20 protein-coding genes are annotated in these 24,318 nt (G+C 63.2%); 3 read left to right on the forward strand and 17 right to left on the reverse strand.

What is annotated here, in order from left to right; all coding sequences use genetic code 11:
- The first annotated feature begins 32 nt into the window (after nt 1-32).
- Both WQQ_RS08235 and clsB read left to right on the forward strand, forming a co-directional pair.
- Nucleotides 33-797 carry an endonuclease/exonuclease/phosphatase family protein gene (locus tag WQQ_RS08235; RefSeq protein WP_007184681.1) on the forward strand — a complete coding sequence of 255 codons (765 nt, stop codon included), beginning with the start codon at nt 33-35 and terminating at the stop codon, nt 795-797.
- Nucleotides 794-2,071: a cardiolipin synthase ClsB gene (gene clsB / locus WQQ_RS08240; protein WP_007184682.1), complete on the forward strand. Its 1,278-nt coding sequence runs from the start codon at nt 794-796 to the stop codon at nt 2,069-2,071. The genes WQQ_RS08235 and clsB overlap by 4 nt, the downstream gene beginning before the upstream one ends.
- A gap of 118 nt (nt 2,072-2,189) precedes the next feature.
- On the opposite strand, the gene WQQ_RS08245 is transcribed toward clsB, so the two are convergent.
- The 10 genes from WQQ_RS08245 to styA form a co-directional block, all read right to left on the reverse strand.
- Nucleotides 2,190-3,077: a DUF808 domain-containing protein gene (locus WQQ_RS08245; RefSeq protein ID WP_007184683.1), complete on the reverse strand. Its 888-nt coding sequence runs from the start codon at nt 3,075-3,077 to the stop codon at nt 2,190-2,192.
- Nucleotides 3,078-3,107: 30 nt separating this feature from the next.
- The gene (locus tag WQQ_RS08250; protein ID WP_007184684.1) at nt 3,108-3,476 is read right to left on the reverse strand and encodes a GFA family protein; all 369 of its coding nucleotides are present in this window, start codon (nt 3,474-3,476) and stop codon (nt 3,108-3,110) included.
- Nucleotides 3,477-3,502: 26 nt separating this feature from the next.
- Entirely contained in the window at nt 3,503-6,235 is a 2,733-nt protein-coding gene (gene ppc / locus WQQ_RS08255; protein WP_007184685.1) for a phosphoenolpyruvate carboxylase, read from the reverse strand.
- Nucleotides 6,236-6,432: 197 nt separating this feature from the next.
- Nucleotides 6,433-7,671 (reverse strand): hypothetical protein, encoded by a 1,239-nt coding sequence (locus WQQ_RS22920; RefSeq protein ID WP_157534552.1) that lies wholly within the window; start codon nt 7,669-7,671, stop codon nt 6,433-6,435.
- A gap of 157 nt (nt 7,672-7,828) precedes the next feature.
- On the reverse strand, nt 7,829-8,377 hold the full coding sequence (locus tag WQQ_RS08265; RefSeq protein WP_157534553.1) for a hypothetical protein: 549 nt from the start codon (nt 8,375-8,377) through the stop codon (nt 7,829-7,831).
- 218 nt (nt 8,378-8,595) lie between these two features.
- A complete protein-coding gene (locus WQQ_RS08270) occupies nt 8,596-9,564 on the reverse strand; it encodes a helix-turn-helix transcriptional regulator (RefSeq protein ID WP_007184689.1) in 969 nt (322 codons plus the stop codon).
- Between the two features lie 499 nt (nt 9,565-10,063).
- On the reverse strand, nt 10,064-11,209 hold the full coding sequence (locus WQQ_RS08275) for a helix-turn-helix domain-containing protein (RefSeq protein ID WP_040453218.1): 1,146 nt from the start codon (nt 11,207-11,209) through the stop codon (nt 10,064-10,066).
- 150 nt (nt 11,210-11,359) lie between these two features.
- Entirely contained in the window at nt 11,360-11,839 is a 480-nt protein-coding gene (styC, locus tag WQQ_RS08280; protein WP_040453220.1) for a styrene-oxide isomerase StyC, read from the reverse strand.
- A 113-nt stretch (nt 11,840-11,952) separates the two neighbouring features.
- Nucleotides 11,953-12,471 carry a styrene monooxygenase NADH-dependent flavin reductase subunit StyB gene (gene styB / locus WQQ_RS08285; protein ID WP_007184692.1) on the reverse strand — a complete coding sequence of 173 codons (519 nt, stop codon included), beginning with the start codon at nt 12,469-12,471 and terminating at the stop codon, nt 11,953-11,955.
- 77 nt (nt 12,472-12,548) lie between these two features.
- Nucleotides 12,549-13,859: a styrene monooxygenase subunit StyA gene (gene styA / locus WQQ_RS08290; protein ID WP_007184693.1), complete on the reverse strand. Its 1,311-nt coding sequence runs from the start codon at nt 13,857-13,859 to the stop codon at nt 12,549-12,551.
- A 122-nt stretch (nt 13,860-13,981) separates the two neighbouring features.
- On the opposite strand from styA, the gene WQQ_RS08295 reads away from it, so the two are divergent.
- Nucleotides 13,982-14,869, forward strand: a complete 888-nt coding sequence (locus WQQ_RS08295) for a LysR family transcriptional regulator (protein ID WP_007184694.1) — start codon at nt 13,982-13,984, stop codon at nt 14,867-14,869.
- A 134-nt stretch (nt 14,870-15,003) separates the two neighbouring features.
- Here WQQ_RS08295 and WQQ_RS08300 read toward each other — a convergent pair whose 3' ends face one another.
- The 7 genes from WQQ_RS08300 to paaZ form a co-directional block, all read right to left on the reverse strand.
- Nucleotides 15,004-16,479: an aldehyde dehydrogenase family protein gene (locus WQQ_RS08300; RefSeq protein ID WP_007184695.1), complete on the reverse strand. Its 1,476-nt coding sequence runs from the start codon at nt 16,477-16,479 to the stop codon at nt 15,004-15,006.
- Nucleotides 16,480-16,741: 262 nt separating this feature from the next.
- Entirely contained in the window at nt 16,742-17,947 is a 1,206-nt protein-coding gene (pcaF, locus tag WQQ_RS08305; RefSeq protein WP_007184696.1) for a 3-oxoadipyl-CoA thiolase, read from the reverse strand.
- Between the two features lie 24 nt (nt 17,948-17,971).
- Nucleotides 17,972-19,282 (reverse strand): phenylacetate--CoA ligase PaaK, encoded by a 1,311-nt coding sequence (paaK, locus tag WQQ_RS08310; RefSeq protein ID WP_007184697.1) that lies wholly within the window; start codon nt 19,280-19,282, stop codon nt 17,972-17,974.
- A 144-nt stretch (nt 19,283-19,426) separates the two neighbouring features.
- Nucleotides 19,427-19,900, reverse strand: coding sequence for a hydroxyphenylacetyl-CoA thioesterase PaaI (gene paaI / locus WQQ_RS08315; protein WP_007184698.1), 474 nt, complete (start codon nt 19,898-19,900; stop codon nt 19,427-19,429).
- 47 nt (nt 19,901-19,947) lie between these two features.
- A complete protein-coding gene (locus tag WQQ_RS08320; protein ID WP_040453223.1) occupies nt 19,948-21,480 on the reverse strand; it encodes a 3-hydroxyacyl-CoA dehydrogenase in 1,533 nt (510 codons plus the stop codon).
- Nucleotides 21,477-22,280, reverse strand: coding sequence for a 2-(1,2-epoxy-1,2-dihydrophenyl)acetyl-CoA isomerase PaaG (gene paaG / locus WQQ_RS08325; protein ID WP_007184700.1), 804 nt, complete (start codon nt 22,278-22,280; stop codon nt 21,477-21,479). Before paaG ends, WQQ_RS08320 begins: the two co-directional genes overlap by 4 nt.
- Nucleotides 22,277-24,316 carry a phenylacetic acid degradation bifunctional protein PaaZ gene (paaZ, locus tag WQQ_RS08330; protein WP_007184701.1) on the reverse strand — a complete coding sequence of 680 codons (2,040 nt, stop codon included), beginning with the start codon at nt 24,314-24,316 and terminating at the stop codon, nt 22,277-22,279. The genes paaG and paaZ overlap by 4 nt, the downstream gene beginning before the upstream one ends.
- Between the last annotated feature and the right edge of the window lie 2 nt (nt 24,317-24,318).

Consider the following 24,318-nt stretch of genomic DNA (forward strand, 5'->3'; position numbering starts at 1 on the left):
TCGACGCTCATCCCGCCGCCCTCATTCCGATCATGGAAGGCACGCTGCCGCTCACGACTTTCAAGGTGTTGACGCTCAACACCCACAAGGGCTTCACCGCCCTCAACCGGCGTTTCATGCTGCACGATCTGCGTGACGCGGTGCGCGGCGTCGGCGCCGACGTGGTGTTCCTGCAGGAGGTGCTCGGCAGCCACGAACTGCACGCGACGAAGCAGAAGGAGTGGCCGACGGCGCCGCAGTACGAATTCCTCGCCGATACCATCTGGGGCCACTACTCCTACGGCCGTAACGCGATCTATCCCGAAGGCCATCACGGCAACGCGGTGCTGTCGAAATTCCCGATCTCGGCCTGGAAGAACCACGATGTCTCGATCGCCGGCCCCGAGCGCCGCGGGCTGCTGCATTGCACGCTGCGGATCCCGGACCGCGACCTCGAGGTACACGCGATCTGCGCGCACCTCGGGCTCATGGAAGATCATCGACGCCAGCAGCTCGAGCTGCTCTGCAAGCTCGTGCACCAGGCGGTGCCGCCCGATGCGCCGTTGATCGTCGCGGGCGATTTCAACGATTGGCGCGTGCGTGCGCACAAGCAGCTCGAAAAAGGCTGCGGCCTCACCGAAGCCTTCGCCGCACACAACGGCGCGGCCGCGCGCAGCTTCCCGTCACGGTTTCCAGTGCTCCGGCTCGATCGCATCTACACGCGCAACGTGCGCACGGCGCAGCCGGCGGTACTCGCATCGAAGCCCTGGTCGCATCTATCGGATCACGCGGCACTCGCGTTGGAGATCACGCTATGAAAGACGATCGTCGACATCCGTGGCGTGCAGGCAACCGCGTGCAATTGCTCGAAAACGGCGAGGCTTACTACCCGCGCGTGCTCGAGATCGTCAACGCCGCCGAAAAGGAGATCTTCGTCGAGACCTTCATCCTGTTCGACGATCCGGTCGGCAAGCCTTTTCAGCAGGCGCTGATCGCCGCTGCCCGGCGCGGTTGCCGCGTGGAGCTGACGGTCGACGGCTACGGCTCGGCGAATCTGACACCCGAGTTCATCGGCGAAATGACCAGCGTGGGCATTCAGTTCCACGTCTACCGGCCGCAGCCGAAAGTCATGGGCATGCGAACGAACCTGTTCCGCCGCCTGCATCGCAAACTCATCGTCGTCGACGGGCGCATCGCGTTTTGCGGCGGCATCAACATCGCGTTCGATCACGTCGCCGATTTCGGCCCGACCTCGAAGCAGGATTATGCGGTCGAAGTCGAAGGTCCGATCGTGCGCGACATCCATCGCTTCGTGGAATTGTCGGTCGCCAAGAGCGAGGCCAAGCAGAACCGGCTCAAGCGCTGGTGGCAGCGGCGCAAGCAGGCGATTCCGGAGCCCGAGCACGCATCGGTCGGCAGCGTGAACGCAATGTTCGTCATCCGCGACAACGAGCGCCATCACGACGACATCGAACGCCAATACCGGCTCGCGATCAAATCGGCGCGCAGCCGGATCGTGATCGCGAACGCCTATTTCTTTCCGGGCTGGCGATTGCTGCGCAACCTGCGCGATGCCGCGCGGCGCGGAGTCGACGTCACACTGATCCTGCAGGGCAAGCCGGACATGTGGTACGTGAAGTGGGTGGCCGAGAATCTCTACCACTACCTCATGAAAGCCGGCGTGCGCATTTACGAATACTGCGAGCGCCCGCTGCATGCAAAGGTTGCGGTGATCGACGATCACTGGGCGACCGTCGGATCGAGCAATCTCGATCCGCTGAGCCTTTACCTGAACCTCGAATCGAACCTGGTGTTTCGCGATGCGGCTTTCAACGCGCATCTCGCTTCGAGGCTGCGGCATCTGATGCAGCAATGCTGTCGCGAGGTGCAGTGGGATTCGATTCCGCATCGCGACATTCGGCGTCAGCTGTTCGTGTTCATCACCTACCACCTGGGCCGTCGCTTCCCGGCCTGGGCCGGCTGGCGCCCGGCGCATGCGCAGAAGCAGGGCATCGCAGCGCCCGATTCGCGCCCGCCGGACGATCAGCGCGAAGCACCAGGCTCTTTGCAGGCGCAGAGCGCCAAGCACTGAATGTGCGTCCCTCTCCTCCGGGAGAGGGGTTGGGATGAGGACGTCGCGCCCATAGCCGGGCTATTTCTGATAGCCCCTCACCCTCGATCCCTCTCGCGGAGAAGAGGGATGACGAGCGTCAGCGCCGGAACCGCGCGATCAACTGCGCCACGCCGACGATGATCGCGCCGACGATGATGCCGACGAGCGCGTTGAGCAGCGTCGTCACGAGACCCGACAGGGCACCCGTATGATGCGCGAGGTCTTCGACGCCGTGATGCAGCGCCGGCACGCCATGCACGAGAATGCCACCGCCGACGAGGAACATCGCGGCGGTGCCCGCGATCGACAGCGCCTTCATGAGCCAGGGCGCGAACGCGAGCAGGCCGCGTCCGAACGCCTGGGCCGATGCGCTCTGGCGTCGCGTCAACGCAAGACCGGCGTCGTCGATCTTGACGATGCCCGCGACGAATCCGTAGACGCCGGCCGTCATGATCAAGGCGATGCCCGCGACCACCACGACCTGCTGGCCGAAACTCGCGCCCGCGACCGCGCCCAGCGTAATCGCGATGATTTCGGCCGACAGGATGAAATCGGTGCGGATCGCGCCCTTGATCTTGTCCTTCTCGAAGTCGAGTAGATCGATCGCCGGATCGGCGACCGCCTGCTTGTGCTCGGTCTCGCCGTCGCCGTGATCGATGAACTTGTGCACGATCTTCTCGAAGCCTTCGAAGCACAGGAACGCGCCGCCGATCATCAGCAGCGGCGTGATCAGCCACGGAATGAAATAGCTGATCGCGAGCGCCGCCGGAACCAATATCGCCTTGTTGACGAACGAGCCCTTGGCCACCGCCCAGACCACCGGCAGTTCGCGATCGGCCTTCACGCCGGTGACCTGCTGCGCGTTGAGCGCGAGATCGTCGCCAAGCACGCCGGCGGTTTTCTTCGCCGCGGTCTTGGTCATCAGGGCGACGTCGTCGAGTACGGCGGCGATGTCGTCGAGCAAAACTAGCAGGCTGCTGGCCATGGGTTTCCGATTGCGTTTCTTTGAAGGTGGTTAGAAAGATCGGCCGTCGACCTGGATGGTCTTGACGGTCGAAAGGTCCAGGTTCTCGATGCAGCGCAGGTTGATGCCGGCCATCTTGTTGCCTTCGCGATCACGCCCGGAGGCGAACGGAGCGCAGCCGCATTTGCTGCAGAAATGGTGCTCGATGATGTGCTTGTTGAACCGATACGTCGCGTAGTCGCCCACGGGCGTCTTCAGCGTGAGTTGCGTGTGCGGCACGAACCAGAGTCGATAGCCCTTGCGGCTGCAATGCGAGCAATTGCAGTCCATGGCCTGGTCGATCTCGCCTTCGACTTCGAACGCGATCTTTCCGCAGTGACAGCTGCCTTGATAGAGCACGACGACGTCCTCTGCTTGCATCCTTCCGTGGATGGGTTTGCGGCGGCTCAACCGGTGTTCTGCAAACCCTGCGAGACACCGTTGACGGTGGCGACGAGCGCGCGCAGCAAGTGCTCGTCCTCGCTTCCGCCTGCGCGCCAGCGCGCCAGCAGATCGACCTGCATGAGGCTGATCGGATCGACGTAGGGATTGCGCAGCCGGATCGATTGCGCGAGTCGCGGATCGGAGGCGAGCAGGCGGTCGGAACCGCGCAGCTTGAGCACCCAATGCACGGTGCAATCGAACTCGGCGCGGATCAGCGGATAGAACTCGTCGTGCAACGGGCCCGCGAGCTTGGAGAACGCCTCGGCGATATCGAGATCGCATTTGGCGAGCACCATATCGACGTCGGCGAGCATGGTCCGCATGAAGGCCCAGTCCCTGGCCATTTCGAGCAGGCGCTCCTCGCCGAGTTCGGCCGCTCCGCGCTCGAGTGCGGAACCGAGCCCATACCAGGCCGTGAGCACCGCGCGACACTGCGTCCAGGCAAACACCCACGGAATCGCGCGCAGCGATTCGACGCCCTTCATGCTGCCGCGACGCGAGGGCCGCGAACCCAAGGTCATGCGTTCGATCACGTCGATCGGCGTTGCCGCGCGGAAGTAGTCGACGAAACCGTCCTTGGTCACGAAGGCGCGGTAGGCCTCGCGGCTTGCGGCCGCCATCGCGGCCATCGCCTGTTTCCAGGCGTCTTCGCGCGGCTCGTGCAGGCGCGGACGCAGGCTCGCGCGCAAGGTCGCGGCGACGGACTGTTCGAGCTCACGCAGCGCGAGCGCGCGAATGCCGTACTTGCGATGGATCACTTCGCCCTGCTCGGTGACGCGGAACACGCCGCCGACCGAGCCGCGCGGGCTCGCCATCAGCGCCGGCATCACACGGCCGCCGCCGCGGCTCGCGCTGCCGCCGCGCCCGTGGAAGAACGAGAGCTTGATCCCGGCTTCGGCGGCGACTTCGAGCAGCTCGACCTGCGCGCGCTGCAAACCCCAGCGCGAGGCCAGCGTGCCGCCGTCCTTGCCACTGTCGGAATAGCCGAGCATCACGTACTGGCGATCGCCGCGTGCGATCAGGTGCTGGCGATAGACCGGATTGGCGAGCAAGGCGCGCAGCGTATCGGGGCCGCCCTTCAGATCGTCGACGGTTTCGAACAGCGGCGCGATGTCGAGCGGCACGTCTTCACCGGGCTCGCACAGGCCGCCCTGGCGTGCGAGCGCGAGCACCGCGAGCACGTCGGCGGGCCGCTGCGCCATGCTGATGATGTAGAGGCCGGTGGCTTCTGCACCGTAGCGTTCGCGGGCGGAATGCAGCTCGTCGAACACCGCCAGCGTGCTCGCCGCGGCGGCGATGCCCGGCCGCGGGAAGCGCGCTTCGCCGGCCGCGTAGGGCGTGAGCGTTTGGGCCTGGTCGTCCGCGCTGCGCTCGGCCCAGTCCGGATCGTTGAGCAGGGCGCTGACGGCCTGCGCGTGCTGGCGCGAATCCTGGCGCAAGTCGAGCCGGGCCAGATGAAAGCCGAAGCTGCGCACGCGCCAGCGCAGGCGCCGGATCTGGAACCAGCCCGCATGCAGGCCGCGATGCACGGCGAGACTATCGGCGACCAGGTCGATGTCGGCGATGAATTCGTCGGCGCTCGCGTAGGCGTCGGGCTGGTCGCGCTGGGTCGCGCGCAGGCGCGCCCGCATGAGCGTGAGCAGCACGCGATACGGCATGTCGGCATGGCGCGCGCGGATCGCCTTGCTCGCGGCCGGAAAGCGCTCGCGGTAATGCTCGGCGCGATCGAGCACGGCCTGCGTGACCTGCACGCGGCCCGTGGTTTGCGACAGCAGGCTCGCGAGCTCGCCGAGTTCGGCCATGTAGCGATCGAGCACCTGCGCGCGCTGGGTGGCGAGCGTGGCCGCGATGGTCTGTGCGCCGACGTTCGGATTGCCGTCCATGTCGCCGCCGACCCAGGTCGCGAAGCGCAGCAGGCGCGGCAGTTCGCCTTCGATGCCGTAGACCTCGCGCAAGGCATCTTCGAGCAGCTCGTAGAACACCGGCACGACGAGATAGATCGGCCCGCCGAGATAGAAGCCGACATGTTCGAGCTCATCGGCGACCGTGAGCCGCACCGACGAGGTGTCGGCGGTCTGCCAGCCGGCCGTCATCGCCATGCGCAGGCGCTCCCAATCGGCACGCAGCTCGATCGGGGTGCGCGCATCGTCGAAGCCGTTGACGAGGCAGCGCACGATCTCCTGCTCTTTCTTGAGCAGCGAGCTGCGCATCGCCTCGGTCGGGTGCGCGGTGAAGACGGGTTCGACGTCGAGCCGGTTCAGCACGGCGAGCAGCTCGTCGGCCGAGACGCCGGCGTCCCTGAGCTTGCTCAGCGCATCGACCAGACCGTCGGGCTGCGGCTTCGGCGGGGCGCCGTCGATGCCGCGCTGGTATTGCCGGCGCCGGCGGATGCGATGCACGCGCTCGGCGATGTTGACCATCTGGAAATAGGTCGAAAACGCCCGGATCAGCGTCTCGGCCGCATCGACCGGCAGCTCGGCCAGCGTCGACGACAGCGCGGCGAGCGGCCTGGCGTTCTCGCGCCGCTCGATCGACGCCGTGCGGGTGGCCTCGACGCGCTCGAACAGCGCCTGGCCGACCTGCTCGACGAGCAGTTCGCCGACGGTGGCACCGAGGTGGCGGACGTCTTCGCGCAGCGGGGCATCGATGGCGTCGCGGGGAGGCAAAGGGGGTTTGGCGGCGTTGGGGGTATTCATAGGAATACGGTGCACGCAAACGCCGTACCTCGCCAATCCCCGCTCGAAAAAAAAAGCGCACACCTGTTTGCGCGTGGGCTTTGAGTTCCGGCTTCCCCGGAATGCGCGGCTCGACTCACCTCACCACGATCGCCTTGACGTTCAGGCCCTTGCGCTGCAAAGACCACCGACGCGTCCGCCCCGGTGGCCTGTCGATCTCAGTTTTCCCGAAACTGGAGCCGGGCCGGCACGCTCACGTTCTTGGTGGTCAGGGGGTAGTCCTCGATCGTCACCGTGTTCTGCTGGAGCGTCCCCGTGAATGCACCTCCGCCCAGGACGGTGAAATTCAGCCTGCCCATCGATTCACTGGTGAAATCACCCGCAAGCTGCATGAACTGCTCGAGATCGCCCGAGGGCTTGGACTCGACCCAGACGTGCCGGAGCGACCAGGTTCCCGCGCCGTCGCCATCGAAATCCGACAGCGACAGACGGCCGGAGGTGATGGTCTCGGGGTTCTCCCAGGTTTCCCGCGGCAGGCCTTCGTATGGCAACGCCTGTCCATTGAACTCGGCCAGGTTGAACAAGCAGGGCGCGCCCGGGCTTGCCGGCGTACACAGGCCGGATTGCACGCGAATGTTCGCAACCAGCATCACGAGCTCACCCTGAAGCTCGGCGTACTCCGCGGAAACCGCTACCGGGTTGGACTGCGGCGCGGTGGCGGGTGCCGTATACAGGGCCGCGCGATCTTCCTGGACCGATACGGTGCCGACGCTGGCGTTGCCTCCCGAGCTGCCGTTCACCGACCAGTTCCTCGCCAGATTGCGGATCACCGTGCTCGGCTGGCACTGCGCGATCAGCGGCGTGAGCAGATCGTCCGGCTGCACACGCTCGCAGACCACCACCGACAGCGAAACCGTCTCGCCCGGTTTGACCGTCGCCGATTGCGGAGACAGCTGCACTCCGCTCATCAGCGACCAGTCGCTGAAGTGCTGGATATCGACCGACACGGTTTTGGCCTCGGCGTCGAGCTGCAGGTCTTCGTGCAGCTCCCAGAAGCCATCCCGGTCCTGGCTCACTACGCGCAGCAGCGGCGCCGCCGTGCCGAGGATCTGCTCGGGCGTGAACCTGAAGCTCAGCCGCACCGGGACAGCAAACGAGACGCCCTCCGGGCCGAGCCTGAAAGCACCGCCGATCTTTCCGTGTGCATGGTTGGAAATCGGCTGGATGCTGACGATCTGCTCGTCGGCGAGCGCGCCGGCAGGCACCTCGATGCGCAAGGCCCCGTCGGCCGATTCGAGAACCCCGCCTGCAGGTCCGATCGATTGCGTCACCGCAGGCTCGAGCGCATCCCCCACCGCGGTGGCGACCGCCTCGACCGGCTCCTGCCCGGGAGGCGGCTCCTGGGTCGGCGAGCCCCCGTCGGAGCCGGAGCCGCAGGCCGCCAGAAGCAGGAGCAAAGCCGCGGCCCAGATCGGGCGGCTCTTGCGAAGCGGGTATCCGTCGAGAAAGAAATCTTGGCGCGCCACGCCCTTGGGGCGGCGCGATCTGCTGCGATCTGCCATCTGAGTTCCGCTTTTTCCAGGATTGAATGTTCGGCGGGCTCGCGGGCCGCGCCTATTCGCGGCTTGCAAGCCCGCCGCTGAGCGCCCGCATGCGGCTCGTTACCGGCCGCGCCACCTTCGCGAACGCCTGACCCTCGGCGCGCAGTTGCAGGACCTGCTTTTGTTTCTCGTCGGCCAGCTGCAGCGCAGCCTGCTTCTGGGTCGCGGTCAGCGACCGGGTCTCCGCCAGCCGGTGACGCGAATCGGCGAAGGACTGCAGGATCTCGGCTTCCGGGACGTTGGCCAGGAAGCCGCGGAAGGTGTCGCCCAGCGCCTTTTTCCAGCTTTCTTCGGTGAAGCCGGCAGCCGGGATCAGCCCCTGGCTTTCGGCGTCCTGTTCGAACCAGTCGCCGGCCAGCTCGTCGTCATAGGCAAAGTTGCCGAGTTCGTCCTGCAAGGCTTCGAGCAACTGGACGACCTTGGCGGCCTCTTGCTCCGACAAGGCCCGCGCAGTCGCCGGCATCACGAAGCCAGCGAGGCCCAGCGTGATCACGAGCACCCGCACCCAGGTGATGTCGCATCGCTGACCATTTTTCGCGCCGAAGACAGACACTCGTTTCACGCCGGCTCCCCCATCTCGTCGAGGCGCGGCGCCACAAGCGCCGCGTATTCGGCACAGGATCGCGGGCGCGATGCGTGTTGGTCTTGGTCCCAGGCGAACGGATGCTGCCGGAAACGAAGGCGCTCGCTGCCGGGAGCGAATGAAACGTCCCGGCGGAACCTCCCGCAGGGTCCAGGAGCGCTTCCGTTGCAGAAAGAGCGGGGCCGGTGCCTGCTTTTTCAGCGCAAGCGCTTGCGCATGGCCATCGCACGCACGTCCGATGGGGTAAGGCCGTAGCGGCGGCGAAAGGCCCGGTTGAAGTTCGACAGGTCGGTGAATCCGGAGTCGAATGCGATCTCCGAAATACCGGTTTCCACGGGCCCTTGGTCGAGTCGCGCAAATGCCAGTGCGAGCCGGCTGCCACGCAGGAATTCCGTGAACGTGGTTCCTTCGCGCTCGAACAACTGCTGGATATACCGAGGCGTCACGCCCTGGCGCCTGGCCACCGAAGCGACACCGAGCGCTGGATCGCAAAGTCGATCCATCACGTCTTTCTTGATCAGCTCGAGCCTGGCTGCACGGATACCGCGCTCGTTGCGCTCCGCGCCTCCCTCCACGAACCCCTCCAGAACCAGGGCGACCAGATCGTGAATATGGTGAGCGGCGGTCTGGCGTGCCTTGTCGGTTTGCGGCGGTGATTGCCGTAGCAGGCCCGCATAGCCGGCGAACAAGGACGCGCCCGGGGCACTGCGCGGAACGTGGTAGCACGGCGCCAGGTCGAGGCGAGGCACGCGTGCCGCAATCTCCGAGCGCCCGAGCGAAACCAGTTCCACCGTCGAGGGGCGGCCATGCCGAACCTCAAAGCAGGTGCCTTCGTTGACGAGCATCAGGTCGCCGGCCTTGACGGTGAAAGCGCGCCCGCGCTCGACGCAAACCTCGTGATCGTCGGAGACCATCGCCAGCGTGTAGTTGTCGCGCCCGTCGCCCAGCAGATCGCGTGGTCGACTGCCCACCATCGCCGGATAGTGGGCCTTGGCAACGGCGACGGCATCCGGCAGCTCGAAAATCGCAATGTCGATGCGCAGGTCGTCCTCATCGAGCGGCCTGAAACGCATGCCGGCCCAATGGCGCGCGACGAAGTCATGAACGAACGCCAAGCGTTTCGCTTCCGGAACGGCTGCCGTCGAGATTCTTTGCATGCGAAGCATATTAGCCCTTCCATCCGCGTCTGCGGACAGAGCAGATGCCGATGCGGGATTGCTGAGCAGATGGACAGCGCGCAGTGGCCGCCTGGAGCCAAGAATTCAGCCGGCTGTGGCTTGGGCCTCATCGGCCTGCGTACCGGCGTCTACGCCACCGGCACTCGAAGAAAAAAGCCAGCGGAGCTTTGGTTGCTGGCAACAGGGACCGGCTTAGAGGGATGCCGGAGCCATTCTAAAACGTTGATTGGGAAGGGCGCTCACTGCGCAAGTCCGCGAATACTTTTATATTATGATACATAATATTTTTAGTCAACTGTTTTTTTGTGTTATTTCTATTGAGAAATCATCAGGCCTGCGGCCAGCAGGCTACTCGCCTGCGCCTGCAGGAATGCGTCGTATACCGTCGGCAGATCGGCAGGATGTCTGGGAAAAAGCCTGGTGGCGGACCGCGTCGTAGCCGGTCCTCGCCACGTCAAAGCCAGTTCTTCCCGCCACGCCGTCTCGGCTATCCCGCCGCTTTCCCGAGGCGCAAGCCGCGCCTTCCGATTGTGATTTCTTCTGGCGGAGAATTGCCGCCTGTCGCACGGGAGAAACCGCTTGGTTTTGCGCAAGCGGCGTCTTCGCCATTGCGCCGTGACAACGGCATCTGGCTGCTCCTTTCGCCCACGAAGCCTGGCTCCTGAAGCTTGTGACGGCATTCGCTCGGCGTTAGGCCGTAATAAGACTTGAACAGCCGGCTGAAAGTGGCGTAGTCGTTAAAGCCGTGATCGAAAGCGATATCGATGATCTTGCGATGATGCTGGCTGGCATCCCCCAGCACCTGCATCGTCCGCTGCAGCCGGATATCGTGAATCATCTTCACAGGCGTCAGCTGGTGCTCCTTCAGCAGCATGTACAGCGAGCGGCGCGACATACACAGCGCGGCGGCGAGATTATCGACGTCGAGTGAAGGGTCACGAATGTTGCGCAAGATATGTTGCCTGGCCTTGTTCAAGCGCAGGTTATGCGTGCTGACCGAACCGAGGGGGGAAACCGAGCGGTACAGCAAAGAAGTGAACATCCACATCAGTGCCTTCAGCACCGTCTCGCAGGACTCCGTATCCACGACGCCACGCAGCGACATCAGCGCCGCAAGCGCTGCTTGCAAAGTCACCTTATCGGTCAGTGGTACGCCGCAGACTCGTTGGCTGATGCCTTCCCATATTGGCAGCGCCTCATAAGGGAGCATCAGAACCGTTAAATGGGCGTGCTCGGTGATCCGTATCCTGTAAGGCCTGGCGGTATCGCATACGGTTGCCTGCCCTGCCTCGACCAGGCATTCGCGGCCGTCCTGCTCCAGATGCATAACACCTGCCATTTGCCACATGAGCTTGAAAAAACCGGACTCCGACTGCGCCACGAGATACCGGGTACGAGTGACTTCGAGCGCACTCACCTTGATAACAGTCAGCGATCCACCCGGGATACCGTAGGCCCGCACTTCTCCCCGGAAATCGCCTCCAGGGCTGCGGCGATGCTCGAGCCACGGAAAGTTCGAGTTGACCGCCTCTTTCCACTGAGCGAACCCAACGATGCGGTCCGAGTCGAGAGGGGCTGGATAGAGAGGCTTGCCGCGCATCGCCCCACCCACAGCCTGCTTCGCGATTAGCATGATGTGTCTCTTCTAAGAACGGGTTGACGACATGCCGCCGCCCGACTAACACCGCTGGGGCAGCCCCTCGCACGCCTGATCATCGTCATACGGAGGCCTGCTTCGATCCGTATCGGGCATCCGCCTGTGCTGGACTTCTTGAGGCCCCCCTCAGGACGCCTTGTTCTTGAATGCTTGCAGTCCAATCACAAACAGTGCGGCCAGAGCGAGCACACCAAAGAAATACGCCGGAGCGAGTGCCAGCGCGCTGAAAATGTCGGCCTCGCCGTAACGGTTGTCTCCAAAGCTCAGCCCCCGATTCGGGGTCAAGTTACCGAAGAAATAAAACCCGACATTCGACCAGCCGTCGGCGACGATGATCCAGGACAGCCACCTCGCAGCTCTCTCCCCGAAGTTCAGCAGTGGTAACACGAACGCGACCGCGATCACCATCATGCCGTTGAGCGCCGGCCCCGTATGCGCCTTGGCCCAGCCCTCCGGTGTTCCGGGAACATTGAAGTGAACGATGTAGCCTGGAACGATCTCGAAGCCACCTACGAGATGCATCCACAACAGAACACCAAACGCGAGCGAGCTGAAAATCATCAAAATACCGTGACCCGCCATCCATCTCTGAATATCACGACCCATTGCCCATCTCCTTCGCACTGACATGATTGTTCTTATTCGGCAGAGCCTCTAGGGCAATGCCGCGACCACTGCAACGCCCTACCTCGACCCTGCTTCCCCTTGGGCATACTGACTCAAGCGTTTATCTGACTCGCGATGACCGGCCGGTGATACTGGCTACCAAAAAACATCAGTGGTGAACCATCGATTCCGTCGCAATGCCGAACTCGCGCGAGGAACAGAGTGTGGTCGTGCACTTGCACACGCTCCGAAATGTCGCACTCGAACCAAGCCAGGCACTGTCGCAAGGTCGGCACACTGTGGCGAATTGCAAAGTCCGGCACCAACGACTCCTGCGGACGACCGCTGAAGTGGCTCGAATGATCCTGTTGCGCCTCGCTCAGGATGCTCGCACCGAAGCGACCACTCTTGGTGATCAGGCGATGTGCCTTGCCGGGTTTCAATGAGATCAGCACAGTGGGAGGATCGAGGCTGATCGACGTAAAGCTGTTGATTGTCATGCCGTGAACCTTTCCGTCATCATCTTCGCAGGTGATGATCGCAATGCCGGTCGCGAACTTCGATACCGACTTACGGTACTGCACGGAATCAGCTACCACTTCAATCAAATTTGTGGGTTTCAACACGTCCATCTCTTCTTCCTTTCGACGTCCATCTCGGCGTTCGGCAGTGGACTTTGGTCGTAGGCGGATCCGCCACGGGACACTCGTCAGGCATTCGCTGCCAGCAGATCCGAAACGCGGCGATCATTGGCTGCGAGCGAGATATTGAGTGGGCTCTGCGAGCTGGTCTCTTCGAGCCAGGACTGCATGCGCGAAAGGCTCGCGAACACATCCCACTGCTTCTCAGGATAATTGAAGTTATCGGTGAAAATATCGGCGAGCGTGCGATTCTGGCTCAGCGCGCCGATGAACTGAGCGAACTCGGGCTGCAGCTCCTTCAGGCCCATGAGCATGAAATTGGTCCAGCGCGAAGCGCCGAGCACACGATCGTTTCGACGGTTATTAACGAGTTCGATGAAGCGCTCGTCGTAGACGTTCTGCTTGACGATTTCTTCGGCGAGAATGACAGCAGCGTACGAAGCCGCGTTGGCGCCCTGGCCGAGCACCGGATCGACCACCGAGTGCACGTCACCGAGCGCAATCGCGAGCTTGCCATCTTCGAGCACGATGTGAGATTTGCGAACCGTCGGCGTCACGCCGCCCTGAAGAATGTCGAGCGGGCTGTTGGCGAGATCAAATTCCTTCTCGTCTATCAGCGCGGCGCAATCCGGATAGTGCTTGCGCAGCTTTTCGATCAACAGATCGAGGAAAGCGCGCGGGTTCTCGTCGTACTTTACCTTCGAGAGAATTTCGAGATCGCCGCCGATGTGGTTTTCCATCACCAGCGCGGTCGACAGGCCATTGAAGGTCCAGGTCGGAATTTCGATCATCTCTCCGGCGCCCGGAGCGAAGCTCATGCGCACTGCACGGATCGGATTTTCCTTGATGCCCTTGAACAAACCGACGCAGAGCGCACGCTGCGGACGATCGAACGGGGAATGTGCTGCATCAAGCTGGAACAGCTGGCCGAATGGGCCCTTGCCAGTGCAAACGACGACGACATCGAAGCCGGCGCTGATGCTCAAGACATCTTCGCCCTTGATCTCGCGATACTCGATCTTGCCGCCGCGAGCGAGGAAATCTGCCATCAGGCGCGGCTGATAAATGCGGTAGTCGATCGCTCGGCTCGGAGCATGCAGATCGCCAAAGAAGCGCAGCGGCTGCGGGCCGACGCCAATGTAGTAGTAGTGACCGAAATAGCCCCACTTGTCGCCCGGCCAATGATTGACGCCCAGCGCCGTTTCGCGATCACAGGTGACGGCGTGATGCGCAACCGTGTTGAGCAGACGCATGCCGGCGTAATCTTCGGGCTTGCGATCGGTGAAGATCGTCACGTCTACGTCGTGCTGGCGCAGATAAAGGCCCAGGTGCAAACCTGCCGTGCCGGCGCCAATCACGCCGATCTTTTTGCGACTCATGATTTCAGCTCTCCTCTAAAACTGGCTGTGTGTTTCAACTGTATGAAGCGATTCTGAGGAAAAGCTATTCAATCGGAAACAGCGTCTGTAGATTAATACTTATTCCAAATTGGATTGAATCTATGGACGCGGTCCAAAGCTACATCGCCTTCGTGCGAGCCTGCGAATCCGGCAGTTTCTCAGCGGTCGCACGCGAACTCGGCACCTCGCAGTCCGCCGTCAGGAAGCAGATTGCGGCGCTGGAACGCGATGTCGGTGTGCAGCTGTTCGCGCGCACCACACGCAGGCTCACGCCGACGCTCGAAGCGCAAACGCTCTACGAGCACGCGCGGCAACTGCTCGACGTGATCGACAGCCTGCGCGCGACCACCGATCGCCAGGCACAGGCCAGCGGAACGCTGCGCATGACCATGCCCGGCTCCTACGGACGCCATCGCATCTGCCCGCTGCTGCCGAAGTTCCTGGATCTCAACCCGGACGTGCGGCTCGAGATCACCTTCACCGACGAAGCGGTCGATCTCGTTGAAGAAGGTCTGGAACTGGCGGTGCGCGTCGGGCCGCTGGCCTCGAGTTCACTGATGGCACGGCCGATCGGTATCGCCGAGCAGGTGCTCGTCGCGAGCAAGGCCTATTTGAAGCACCACGGACGCCCGGACAGCCCGGCCGATCTTGGCGATCGACCTTGCATTGTCTATGGCCGCGGCCAGCGCTGGGCGCGCTGGGAATTCGAATCGGAGAACGGACGCCATGCCGTCGAAGTGACGGGGCCCGTACGCGCGAACGATTCCGACGCCATGCACGATCTCGTGCTCAGCGGAGTCGGAATTGGGTTGCTACCGGACTGGGTGGTGACGAACGCGCTCAAGCGCGGAACCATCGAAGCCCTGCTCGACGACTATTACCCGCGCCCGCTGCCGGTCAACATCGTCTATCCACAGACGCGCTTCCTGTCGCAGCGAGCTCGCAGCTTCATCGATTTCACGATCGCCGAGCTGCTCTCCAAACGCTGAGATCGAAGTGGCCTGCTTATCGAGCTCTGTAAACGAACGCAGGTCGCACGAGGACGGATCGCAGAAAACAGAGCGCGATGTAGCACGTGAGCATTCCAAGCACCGCCTTCGGGTGAGCTGCTGAGCGCAGCAGCTTAAGCGAGTAGCACCGTGATGACCTTCTCTTCGGTGTACGCCTCGATGCCTGCACGACCACATTCGCGACCGACACCGCTGGCCTTCAGGCCGCCCCAAGGTAAGCGTGCATCGATCGGAGCCCAGCAGTTCACGCCAATGGCGCCGGCTTCTATGCCTTGCGCGACACGCAGCGCACGCGAGACGTTGGCAGTCCAGATCGTCGCGGCGAGGCCGTAACGCGAGTCGTTGGCGATCTGCAGCGCTTCCTCTTCAGTATCGAACGGAATCACCGTCGCCACAGGTCCGAAGATTTCATCGCGCGCGATCGACATGTCGTTGTTGGCGTTCGCGAACACCGTCGGTTGCACGAACCAACCCTGCACGTGCTCTGTCTCACCGCCGGCAAGCAAGGTGGCGCCTTCTTCGATGCCCTCGCGGATGTATTTGTTGACGCGTTCGAACTGGCCCTTCTTCGCAACCGGGCCCATCTGCACATCGCCCTGCGCCGGATCACCGACCTTGATGCTCTTGGCCGCACCCGCGAGCATGCCGGCGAACTTCTCGGCGATAGCACGCTGCACGAGCACGCGTGTACCGGCTGCGCAAACCTGGCCCTGATTGAAGAACACGCCCATCGCGCAGCCTTGTGCGGCCGCTTCGAGCGAAGCGTCGTCGAATACGATCTGCGGGCTCTTGCCGCCGAGTTCGAGCGAGATGCGCTTGAACAGCGGGCCGGCGACGCGCTGAATTTCCGCGCCGACTTCGGGGCTACCGGTAAACGTGATCTTGTCGATGCCCGGATGCGTGCACAGCGCCTTGCCGACGACGTTGCCGTAACCGGTCACCACGTTGATGACGCCGTCGGGGAAGCCCGCTTCCTTGGCCAACTGCGCCAGATGCAGCGCCGAATGCGGCGTTTCTTCGGACGGCTTGATGACCACGGTGCAGCCGGCCGCGAGCAGCGGGCCGACTTTCCACGCAGTAATCATGAACGGCGTGTTCCAGGGCGTGATCGCTCCGACAACACCGACCGGCACGCGCTGCGTATACGACAGCGTCGGCATGCCCATGTAGCCCGGCGTCGGAATCGTGCGGCCTTCGATCTTGTCGGCCCAGCCGGCCGAGGTGCGATAGGTTTCGATCGCGTTCGGCAGGTCGAGCAGGCGCGGTTCGATTGGCACGCGGCCAATGCAACCAGCGTCCATGTCGGCGATCAGTTCGGCATCGCGCGCGATCAGATCAGCCAGGCGATTGAGCAGCTGGCCGCGCTGAGAGCCATTCAAGCGCCGCCATTCGCCGCCATCAAACTGGGCGCGCGCCGCTTTCACTGCGGCATCGACGTCTTGTGCCGTACCCTTGGCGGACGTGGCGATGAGTTTTTCGGTCACTGGGCTCAGCAGTTCGAAGCGGCCGCCGTCGGATGCCGGGACGGATTTTCCGCCGATGAAATGCAGTAGATCGATGTTGTTGGACGAAGCGGTGACTGCGTTCATCGCGTGCTCCTGATAGGGCGGATGCAAAAGGATGGGAAAGCCCAGCCGCGATCTGTGGCGAGAGCCAGCCGGACGAATTTCGAATGACCGAAGTCCCCGCGAGATCGCGCGTCATTGCGGGTCTTTCGCGGTGGCTGGTCGTGGCGTTCTCCTCCGCCCATTCGTCGTGCAGCCGATTCGAGATTACGAAGAGCGGCTGCACCGTCGCATCGCGGTCAGTGCAAGATGCCTCGCGGTGCGTGCAAGGCGCGCGCGACGACTCTTATAGACGCTCGATGATGAGCGCGAGACCCTGGCCTACGCCGATGCACATGGTGCACAAGCCATAGCGACCATTACTGCGTTCGAGCTGGCCAATCGCTGCACCAACCAAACGCGCACCCGATGCGCCCAGCGGATGACCGATCGCGATCGCGCCGCCGTTCGGATTCACGTGCGGCGCGTCATCGGGCAAGCCAAGCGAGCGCGTCACTGCGAGGCCTTGTGCCGCGAAAGCTTCGTTGAGTTCGATGGCATCGAGTTGTCCAATCGACAGCCCTGCTTTCAACAGCACCTTGCGCGTCGCCGGAGCCGGAGCGAAACCCATGATGCGCGGCTCGATACCGACCGCCGCACACGCAACGATCCGAGCACGCGGGCGCAAGCCGTTCTTCTTGATCGCAGCTTCGGACGCGAGCAATACCGCGCTCGCGCCGTCGTTGACCGGAGACGCGTTGCCCGCTGTCACCGTGCCGTCCGGACGCACCACGCCCTTGAGCTTGGCGAGCGCTTCGATCGTGGTATCGGGGCGTGGCGGCTCGTCCTTGGAGAGCACGCGCGGCTCGCCCCTCGTCTGGCGCACCGACACCGGAACCAGATCGCGATCGTAGAAACCATTCGCGAGCGCCTTGTCGTAACGCTGCTGGCTGCGAATCGCGAAAGCATCCTGATCGACACGCTCGATCTTGAATTCGGTGGCGACGTTCTCGGCGGTTTCTGGCATCGAGTCGATACCGTACTGCGCCTTGAGCAGCGGATTGACGAAGCGCCAGCCGATAGTAGTGTCTTCGATCTTCGCGACGCGCGAGAACGCGGAGTCGGCTTTGCCCATCACGAACGGAGCGCGGCTCATGCTTTCGACGCCGCCAGCGATCACCAGGTCGACATCGCCCGAGCGAATGCCGCGCGCCGCCATGATCACCGCATCCAGGCTCGATCCGCACAGGCGATTGATCGTGGTGCCCGGCACGTTCTGCGACAGCCCGGACAACAGCACCGCCATGCGCGCGACGTTGCGATTGTCTTCACCGGCCTGGTTCGCGCAGCCGTAGAGGACGTCATCGACGCTTTCCCAATCGACACTTGGATTGCGCTCGATGAGCGCACGAATCGGAATCGCGCCGAGATCGTCGGGACGCACGTCCGCCAGTGCTCCGCCGTAACGGCCGAAGGGCGTGCGTACGGTGTCGCAGATGAAGGCTTCCAGCATGGTGATGTCCTTACTCCTGTTCAATCAAGCTGCGGCGGTCGCAGGCGCTTCTTTCGGGCGCTTGTCGATGACGTGCTTGGCCTTCCCTGCCGAACGCTCGAGCGTCTGCGGCGGATGAATGGTGGCTTTTACGCTGATGCCGACGTAGGTCTTGATCAGATGCTGCAGCTTGCCGCGCAGCTTCTTGTCTCCATCGATGCCGATGTCACGCGCCGCATCACCAAGCTCGACGCTGACTGCGACTTCGTCGAGATGGCCATTACGGCTCACTTCGATCAAATAATGCGGAGCAAGCTCCGGGCAGCGCAGGATCAGCTCTTCGATCTGCGTAGGAAACACGTTGACGCCGCGGATGATCAGCATGTCGTCCGAGCGACCGGTGATCTTGCCGATACGGCGCATCGAGCGTGAGGTCGGCGGCAGAAGCTTGGTCAGATCACGCGTGCGATAGCGGACCACCGGCAGCGCTTCCTTGGTCAGCGAGGTGAACACGAGCTCGCCCTCGGAGCCGTCCGGCAGCACTTCGCCGGTCACCGGATCGATGATCTCGGGATAGAAGTGATCTTCCCAGATCACCGGGCCATCCTTGCTCACGACGCATTCGCTCGCGACACCTGGCCCCATCACTTCGGACAGACCATAGATGTCGACCGCATCGATGCCGGCGCGCTGCTCGATCTCCTGGCGCATCGCATTGGTCCACGGCTCGGCACCGAAGATGCCGACACGCAGGCTGCTCGCCGCCGGGTCGAGTCCCTGGCGCTGGAACTCTTCGATGATGTTGAGCATGTACGACGGCGTGACCATGATGATGCTCGGCTTGAAGTCGCCGATCAGCTGCACCTGCTTTTCGGTCTGGCCACCCGACATCGGCACCACCGTGCAACCCGCGCGCTCCGCCCCGTAGTGCGCGCCGAGTCCGCCCGTGAACAGGCCATAGCCATAAGCGATATGCACGATGTCGCCCGGCCCGCCCCCCGCGGCCCGAACGCTGCGCGCCACGACATTCGCCCAGTTGTCGATGTCGTTCGCGGTGTAGCCGACCACGGTCGGCTTGCCCGTGGTGCCGCTCGAAGCATGCAGTCGCGCGATGCGATCCTTCGGCACCGCGAAGAGACCGAACGGGTAGTTGTCCCGCAGATCCTTCTTGGTCGTGAACGGAAACTTCGACAGATCCGAAAGACTCTTCAGATCATCCGGCCTGATGCCTACCGCATCGAAGCTGCGGCGATAGTGTTCGACGTTGTCGTAAGCGTGCTGCAGCGACCACTTGAGCCGCTGTAACTGCAGTGCCACGATTTCGTCGCGGCTTGCGGTTTCGATCGGGTCCAGCACGTGCTTCCGCGGCGTTGTGTTTGCACCAAGCATGAATCCTCCTCCCATCCGAATGCCTCTTGGGCTCGACTGGGACTTTCACCCGACAGCCCCATCGGCCGCATGGCGCGGCGTGCACACGGCTTGCGCCGCGTGCATTGCGATTCAGTTCGTGATCGAGCCGCTTTCGAGCGGAATCACTCCGCCCTTGATTCGATGCGACCGCCCGCGGAACAGCGCAACGAGCTGGCCTTCCTCATTGCTCACGGTGACGTCGTAAACGCCGGTGCGGCCCGGCAATGCGCGCTCCTGCGCGACCGCAGTCAGCGTCTGCCCGGCGATCGCCGGACGCAGGTAATCGATGGAGCAGCCGGCCGCGACAGTCGCCTCATTACGGCTATTGCAGGCGAACGCGAAAGCACTGTCGGCAAGGCTGAAAATAAAGCCGCCATGGCAGGTCAGATGGCCGTTGAGCATCTCGGGCTTCACCTTCATCGTCACCGTGGCCTGGCCGGCCGCAGCCTGGATGATGCGCATGCCGAGATGATTCGACGCGGCATCGCGATCCATCATCGCGCCGACGACGAGCTCCGCGAGCCGCTGGCCTTCCGTGCTTTCTTCCTTGCTCTCTTGCTGCATGGCTCTCCTCCGTATTGTTTTGCGATGCGGCTGGGTCTCACGTCTCCCTACGGCGACCTGGTGTCAGCTTGAAATCGTGACTGCCTCAACCGCGGCGAGGCCCGATAGCGCGGCTCGCGATAGAACTCGAACAGGTTGTCGAGCACTTCAAGCACACGGTGCGTACCGATGACTTGCGCCCATTCGAGCGGGCCCTTCGGATACGCGACACCGGAGCGCATCGCGATATCGACGTCTTCCGGTGAGCACACTTGCTGATGCACCGCATCGTTGGCTTCGTTCGCGAGCATCGCGACCGTACGCATGACGGCGAGGCCCGGTGTGTCGCTCAGGCGCGAGACGATGAAGCCGGCCGCTTGCAGCAGGCCGAGGATCGAATCCCAGCCGGCGTCGCTGCACTGCAGTGCTCGGGCGACCGCGACACGGCCCGCGTCTTCCGGTGCCAGCATCAGGTCGATGACGACGCAGTCCTTGCGCTGCACCTTTTCTGCGAGTGAGGAAGCCGTACGTCCATCGGTGACGAACAGCTGCGCCTCACCGATCGCGGCGATCGCCTGAGAAGGGCCTTCGCCGACCCGTGCTTCGAAGGCAACGCCATGCGCTTCCAGGCGCTTCGCAAGCGCAGCGCCGGTTGCACCGGCAGTCCAGACGATCGCGCCGGTCGGCACCGCAGCCGGCGGCTCGTCATCCGGAGTCGCGGGCTGTGCACCTTCGCGATAGTCGTAGAAACCACGGCCGCTCTTGCGTCCGAAGAATCCGGCCTGCACGAGTTCGTATTGCAACAAGGAAGGCGCGAAACGCGGATCGCCGTAGAAGGCATCGAACACCGAACGAGTGACTGCGTAATTCACGTCGTGGCCGATCATGTCCATGAGCTCGAACGGCCCCATGCGAAAGCTACCGGCCTCGCGCATGACCGCGTCGATCGTTGCATAGCCCGCCGCACCTTCCTGCGCCAGGCGCATGCCCTCGGCGTAATACGGACGCGCGACGCGGTTGACGATGAAGCCCGGCGTCGAGCGCGCATGCACCGGCTTCTTGCGCCAGGCCAGCGACAGCGCATAAATCTGCTCGGCGACCGCCGACGACGTGGCGACGCCCGAAACCACTTCGACGAGCGGCATCAGCGGAGCCGGATTGAAGAAGTGCATGCCGACGAGCTTCTCGGGCCGCTGCAAGCCGGCGCCGATCGCGGTCACCGAGATCGACGAGGTATTCGTCGCCAGGATAGCGCTCGCATCGACGATGGACTCGAGCTTGGCGAACAGCTCCTGCTTGGTCTTGAGGTCTTCGACGATCGCTTCGATCACGAGTCCGCAGCCGCTGAGTTCATCGAGTGCCGACGCTGCCACAAACTGCGACATGATGCGCTCGAACTCCTGCGCACCCAGACGATCCTTGTCGACCAAGCGACGCAAGGTCGAGCGAATGCCCTCGATCGCGCGCTCCGCTGCTCCGGCGCGCGTATCGTGCAGCATCACGCGATGGCCCGCGGTAGCGGCTACCTGCGCGATTCCAGAGCCCATCGCACCGGCACCGATGACGGCAACGTCGATCTTCGGCGAACTCACGGCACTCATTCCCCAATGAAGTGCGGAGCACGCTTTTCGAGAAAGGCGGCGACGCCTTCCGCGTAGTCGTGGCTGTAGCCGAGTTCGCGCATCGCATCGCGTTCGAGCACGAGTTCTTCTTCGAGCGTCTTCGAATCGCTGTCGTTGATGAGTTTCTTGGTCAGCGCCAGACCTCGCGTCGGCGCTTGCGCGAAGTGCTTCAGCAGGGCTTCGATTTCATCGGCGAGCTTGTCGTCGTCGACCGCTTTCCAGATCAGGCCGATGGTCTGCGCCTGCTCTGCCGAAACCTTGTCTCCGAGCATCGCCAGGCCCATCGCACGCGCGCGTCCGACCAGGCGCGGCAACACATAAGTGCCGCCGGTATCCGGAATCAGGCCGAGCTTGCAGAACGGCTGGATGAAGCTGGCCGAGCGCGCAGCGATGACGATGTCGCAGGCATACGCGAGATTGGCACCCGCACCGGCCGCAACGCCGTTGGCCGCGCAGACCACCGGCATCGGCAGCGACTTCAGTGTGAGCACAAGCGGCGCATACCAGCGTTCGACCGATTCGCCGAGATCGACTGCGCTACCGCCCGGAGAAACCGCGCGATCGCCGAGATCCTGCCCTGCGCAGAAGCCACGACCCGCGCCGGTCAGCAGCAGCACGCGGACACTGCGATCGGCCTTCACCCGATCGAGCGCATCGCGCACCTCCTGATGCATTGCGACCGTGAAGCTGTTGAGCTTGTCCGGACGATTGAGCGTCAGGCGCGCAATGCCGCCTTCGATCGAGAACAGAATGTTCTCGTAGGTCGTGGCGGCGCTCATGCCGACTCCACCTTCGGCGCCTTCTCGACCATCGTCAGCACGTCGTACTGCGCGACAACCTTATCGTCCTGGTTCGTGACCACCGCATCCCAGCGCACTTCGCCATAGTTCTCGGTGATGCGCGGGTTCTTCTGCTTGCAGGTCAGCACGACCTTGAGTTCGTCGCCGGGGAACACCGGCGTCAGGAAGCGCAGGTTGTCGACGCCGTAGTTGGCGAGCACCGGACCCGGATTCGGTTCGACGAACAAGCCGGCCGCGATCGAGACAATGTAGTAGCCGTGGGCGACGCGTCCGCCGAAGAACGGATTCGCCTTCGCCGCCGCCTCGTCCATGTGCGCGTAGAAAGTGTCGCCCGTGAAGTGCGCGAAGTGCTCGATCTCCTCGAGCGTGACCTTGTGCGAGCCGGTCTTCACGCAATCACCGAGTTGCAGCTCATCGAGATTCTTGCGGAACGGATGCACGCCTTCACGACGATTCGCACCGCTGATCCAGCGATCGGTGATGCGGCTCAGCGTTTCGGGCGAACCCTGCAAGGCGGTGCGCTGCAAATAGTGCATGACACCACGAACGCCGCCCATTTCCTCGCCACCACCGGCGCGACCGGGGCCACCGTGCACGAGCACCGGCAGCGGTGAACCATGGCCGGTGGATTCCTTGGCGCTGTCGCGATTCAGCACGAGCAGGCGACCGTGATAAGCCGCGGCACCGAGCACCACTTCGCGTGCGAAGTCGTTGTCGTAAGTGACGAGTGAGCCCACGAGGCTGCCTTCGCCGCGACGCGCGAGATCGATCGCATCCTCGGCCGTTTCGTAAGGCATCAGCGTCGCAACCGGGCCGAAAGCTTCGACCTCGTGCACGACTGTGTGCTTTTTCGGCTCGCAGCAGCGCAGCAGGATCGGAGCGAGGAAAGCACCCGTCGCGATGTCGCCGCCGGTGACGCTGAAATTTTCGAGATCGCCGTAGACGATCTCGGCGCCTTGCTGCAGTTCCTTCACGCGCGCACGCACTTCGTCGCGCTGGCTCAGGCTCGCGAGCGCGCCCATCGTCACGCCTTCGACCGAAGGATCGCCGACGACGACTTTCGACAGTCGCTTGCCGAGCGCTTCGACAACCGGCTCGATCAGCGCCTTCGGCACGAATACACGGCGGATGCAGGTGCACTTCTGGCCAGCCTTGCTCGTGAGTTCGCGCGCGACTTCCTTGATGAAGATTTCGAACTCGGGCGTCTCGGACTTGGCGTCCGGGCCGAGCATCGAGAAGTTCAGCGAATCGGCTTCCATGGTGAAGCGAACCGAGTTGCGCAGGATCACCGGGTGCGACTTGAGCTTGCGACCGGTCGAGGCCGAACCCGTGAACGTCACCACGTCCTGCGATTGCAGATGCTCGAACAGATCGCCGACGCTGCCGCAGATCAGCTGCAGCGCGCCTTCAGGGAAGATTTTCGACTCGATCATGTCGCGAAACATGAGTTCGGTCAGATACGCGGTCTGGCTCGCCGGCTTGACGATGGCCGGCACACCCGCGAGCAGGTTCACTGACAGCTTTTCGAGCATGCCCCAGCACGGGAAGTTGTAGGCATTGATGTGCACGGCCACGCCCTGCAGCGGCGTGCGGATGTGCTGGCCGACGAAGGTGCCATTACGCGAAACGAATTCAGGATTGCCGTCGATAATGAAGCTCGCGTTCGGCAGCTCCTTGCGACCCTTGCTGGAAAACGCAAACAAGGTCGCGATGCCGCCTTCGATATCGACCCAGGAATCGGCGCGCGTCGCCCCGGTGGCTTTCGACAGCTCGTAATACTTTTCCTTGCGCTCGGCCAGATACTGCGCGAGGGCCTTGAGCATGAGCGCACGCTCATGAAAGGTCAGCTTGCGCAGTGCCGGGCCACCGACCTTGCGGCCATAGTCGAGCATCGCAGCGAAATCGACGCCCTTGCTCGAAATCGTCGCGACGGCTTCGCCCGTGATCGCGTGACGAACCGTTTCGCCGCCTTCACCACTGCGCCATTGGCCGGCCGCATAACTCTGCAGTTGCATCG

The organism is Hydrocarboniphaga effusa AP103 (genome assembly GCF_000271305.1).
Classification (GTDB): domain Bacteria; phylum Pseudomonadota; class Gammaproteobacteria; order Nevskiales; family Nevskiaceae; genus Hydrocarboniphaga; species Hydrocarboniphaga effusa.

Bases quoted from the DNA above. Each gene is read 5' to 3' on its own strand.
- WQQ_RS08235 (WP_007184681.1), top strand. From the start codon at position 33: ATGGAAGGCACGCTGCCGCTCACGACTTTCAAGGTGTTGACGCTCAAC.
- clsB (WP_007184682.1), top strand. From the start codon at position 794: ATGAAAGACGATCGTCGACATCCGTGGCGTGCAGGCAACCGCGTGCAA.
- WQQ_RS08245 (WP_007184683.1), bottom strand. From the start codon at position 3,077: ATGGCCAGCAGCCTGCTAGTTTTGCTCGACGACATCGCCGCCGTACTC.
- WQQ_RS08250 (WP_007184684.1), bottom strand. From the start codon at position 3,476: ATGCAAGCAGAGGACGTCGTCGTGCTCTATCAAGGCAGCTGTCACTGC.
- ppc (WP_007184685.1), bottom strand. From the start codon at position 6,235: ATGAATACCCCCAACGCCGCCAAACCCCCTTTGCCTCCCCGCGACGCC.
- WQQ_RS08270 (WP_007184689.1), bottom strand. From the start codon at position 9,564: ATGCTTCGCATGCAAAGAATCTCGACGGCAGCCGTTCCGGAAGCGAAA.
- WQQ_RS08275 (WP_040453218.1), bottom strand. From the start codon at position 11,209: ATGCTAATCGCGAAGCAGGCTGTGGGTGGGGCGATGCGCGGCAAGCCT.
- styC (WP_040453220.1), bottom strand. From the start codon at position 11,839: ATGGGTCGTGATATTCAGAGATGGATGGCGGGTCACGGTATTTTGATG.
- styB (WP_007184692.1), bottom strand. From the start codon at position 12,471: ATGGACGTGTTGAAACCCACAAATTTGATTGAAGTGGTAGCTGATTCC.
- styA (WP_007184693.1), bottom strand. From the start codon at position 13,859: ATGAGTCGCAAAAAGATCGGCGTGATTGGCGCCGGCACGGCAGGTTTG.
- WQQ_RS08295 (WP_007184694.1), top strand. From the start codon at position 13,982: ATGGACGCGGTCCAAAGCTACATCGCCTTCGTGCGAGCCTGCGAATCC.
- WQQ_RS08300 (WP_007184695.1), bottom strand. From the start codon at position 16,479: ATGAACGCAGTCACCGCTTCGTCCAACAACATCGATCTACTGCATTTC.
- pcaF (WP_007184696.1), bottom strand. From the start codon at position 17,947: ATGCTGGAAGCCTTCATCTGCGACACCGTACGCACGCCCTTCGGCCGT.
- paaI (WP_007184698.1), bottom strand. From the start codon at position 19,900: ATGCAGCAAGAGAGCAAGGAAGAAAGCACGGAAGGCCAGCGGCTCGCG.
- WQQ_RS08320 (WP_040453223.1), bottom strand. From the start codon at position 21,480: ATGAGTGCCGTGAGTTCGCCGAAGATCGACGTTGCCGTCATCGGTGCC.
- paaG (WP_007184700.1), bottom strand. From the start codon at position 22,280: ATGAGCGCCGCCACGACCTACGAGAACATTCTGTTCTCGATCGAAGGC.
- paaZ (WP_007184701.1), bottom strand. From the start codon at position 24,316: ATGCAACTGCAGAGTTATGCGGCCGGCCAATGGCGCAGTGGTGAAGGC.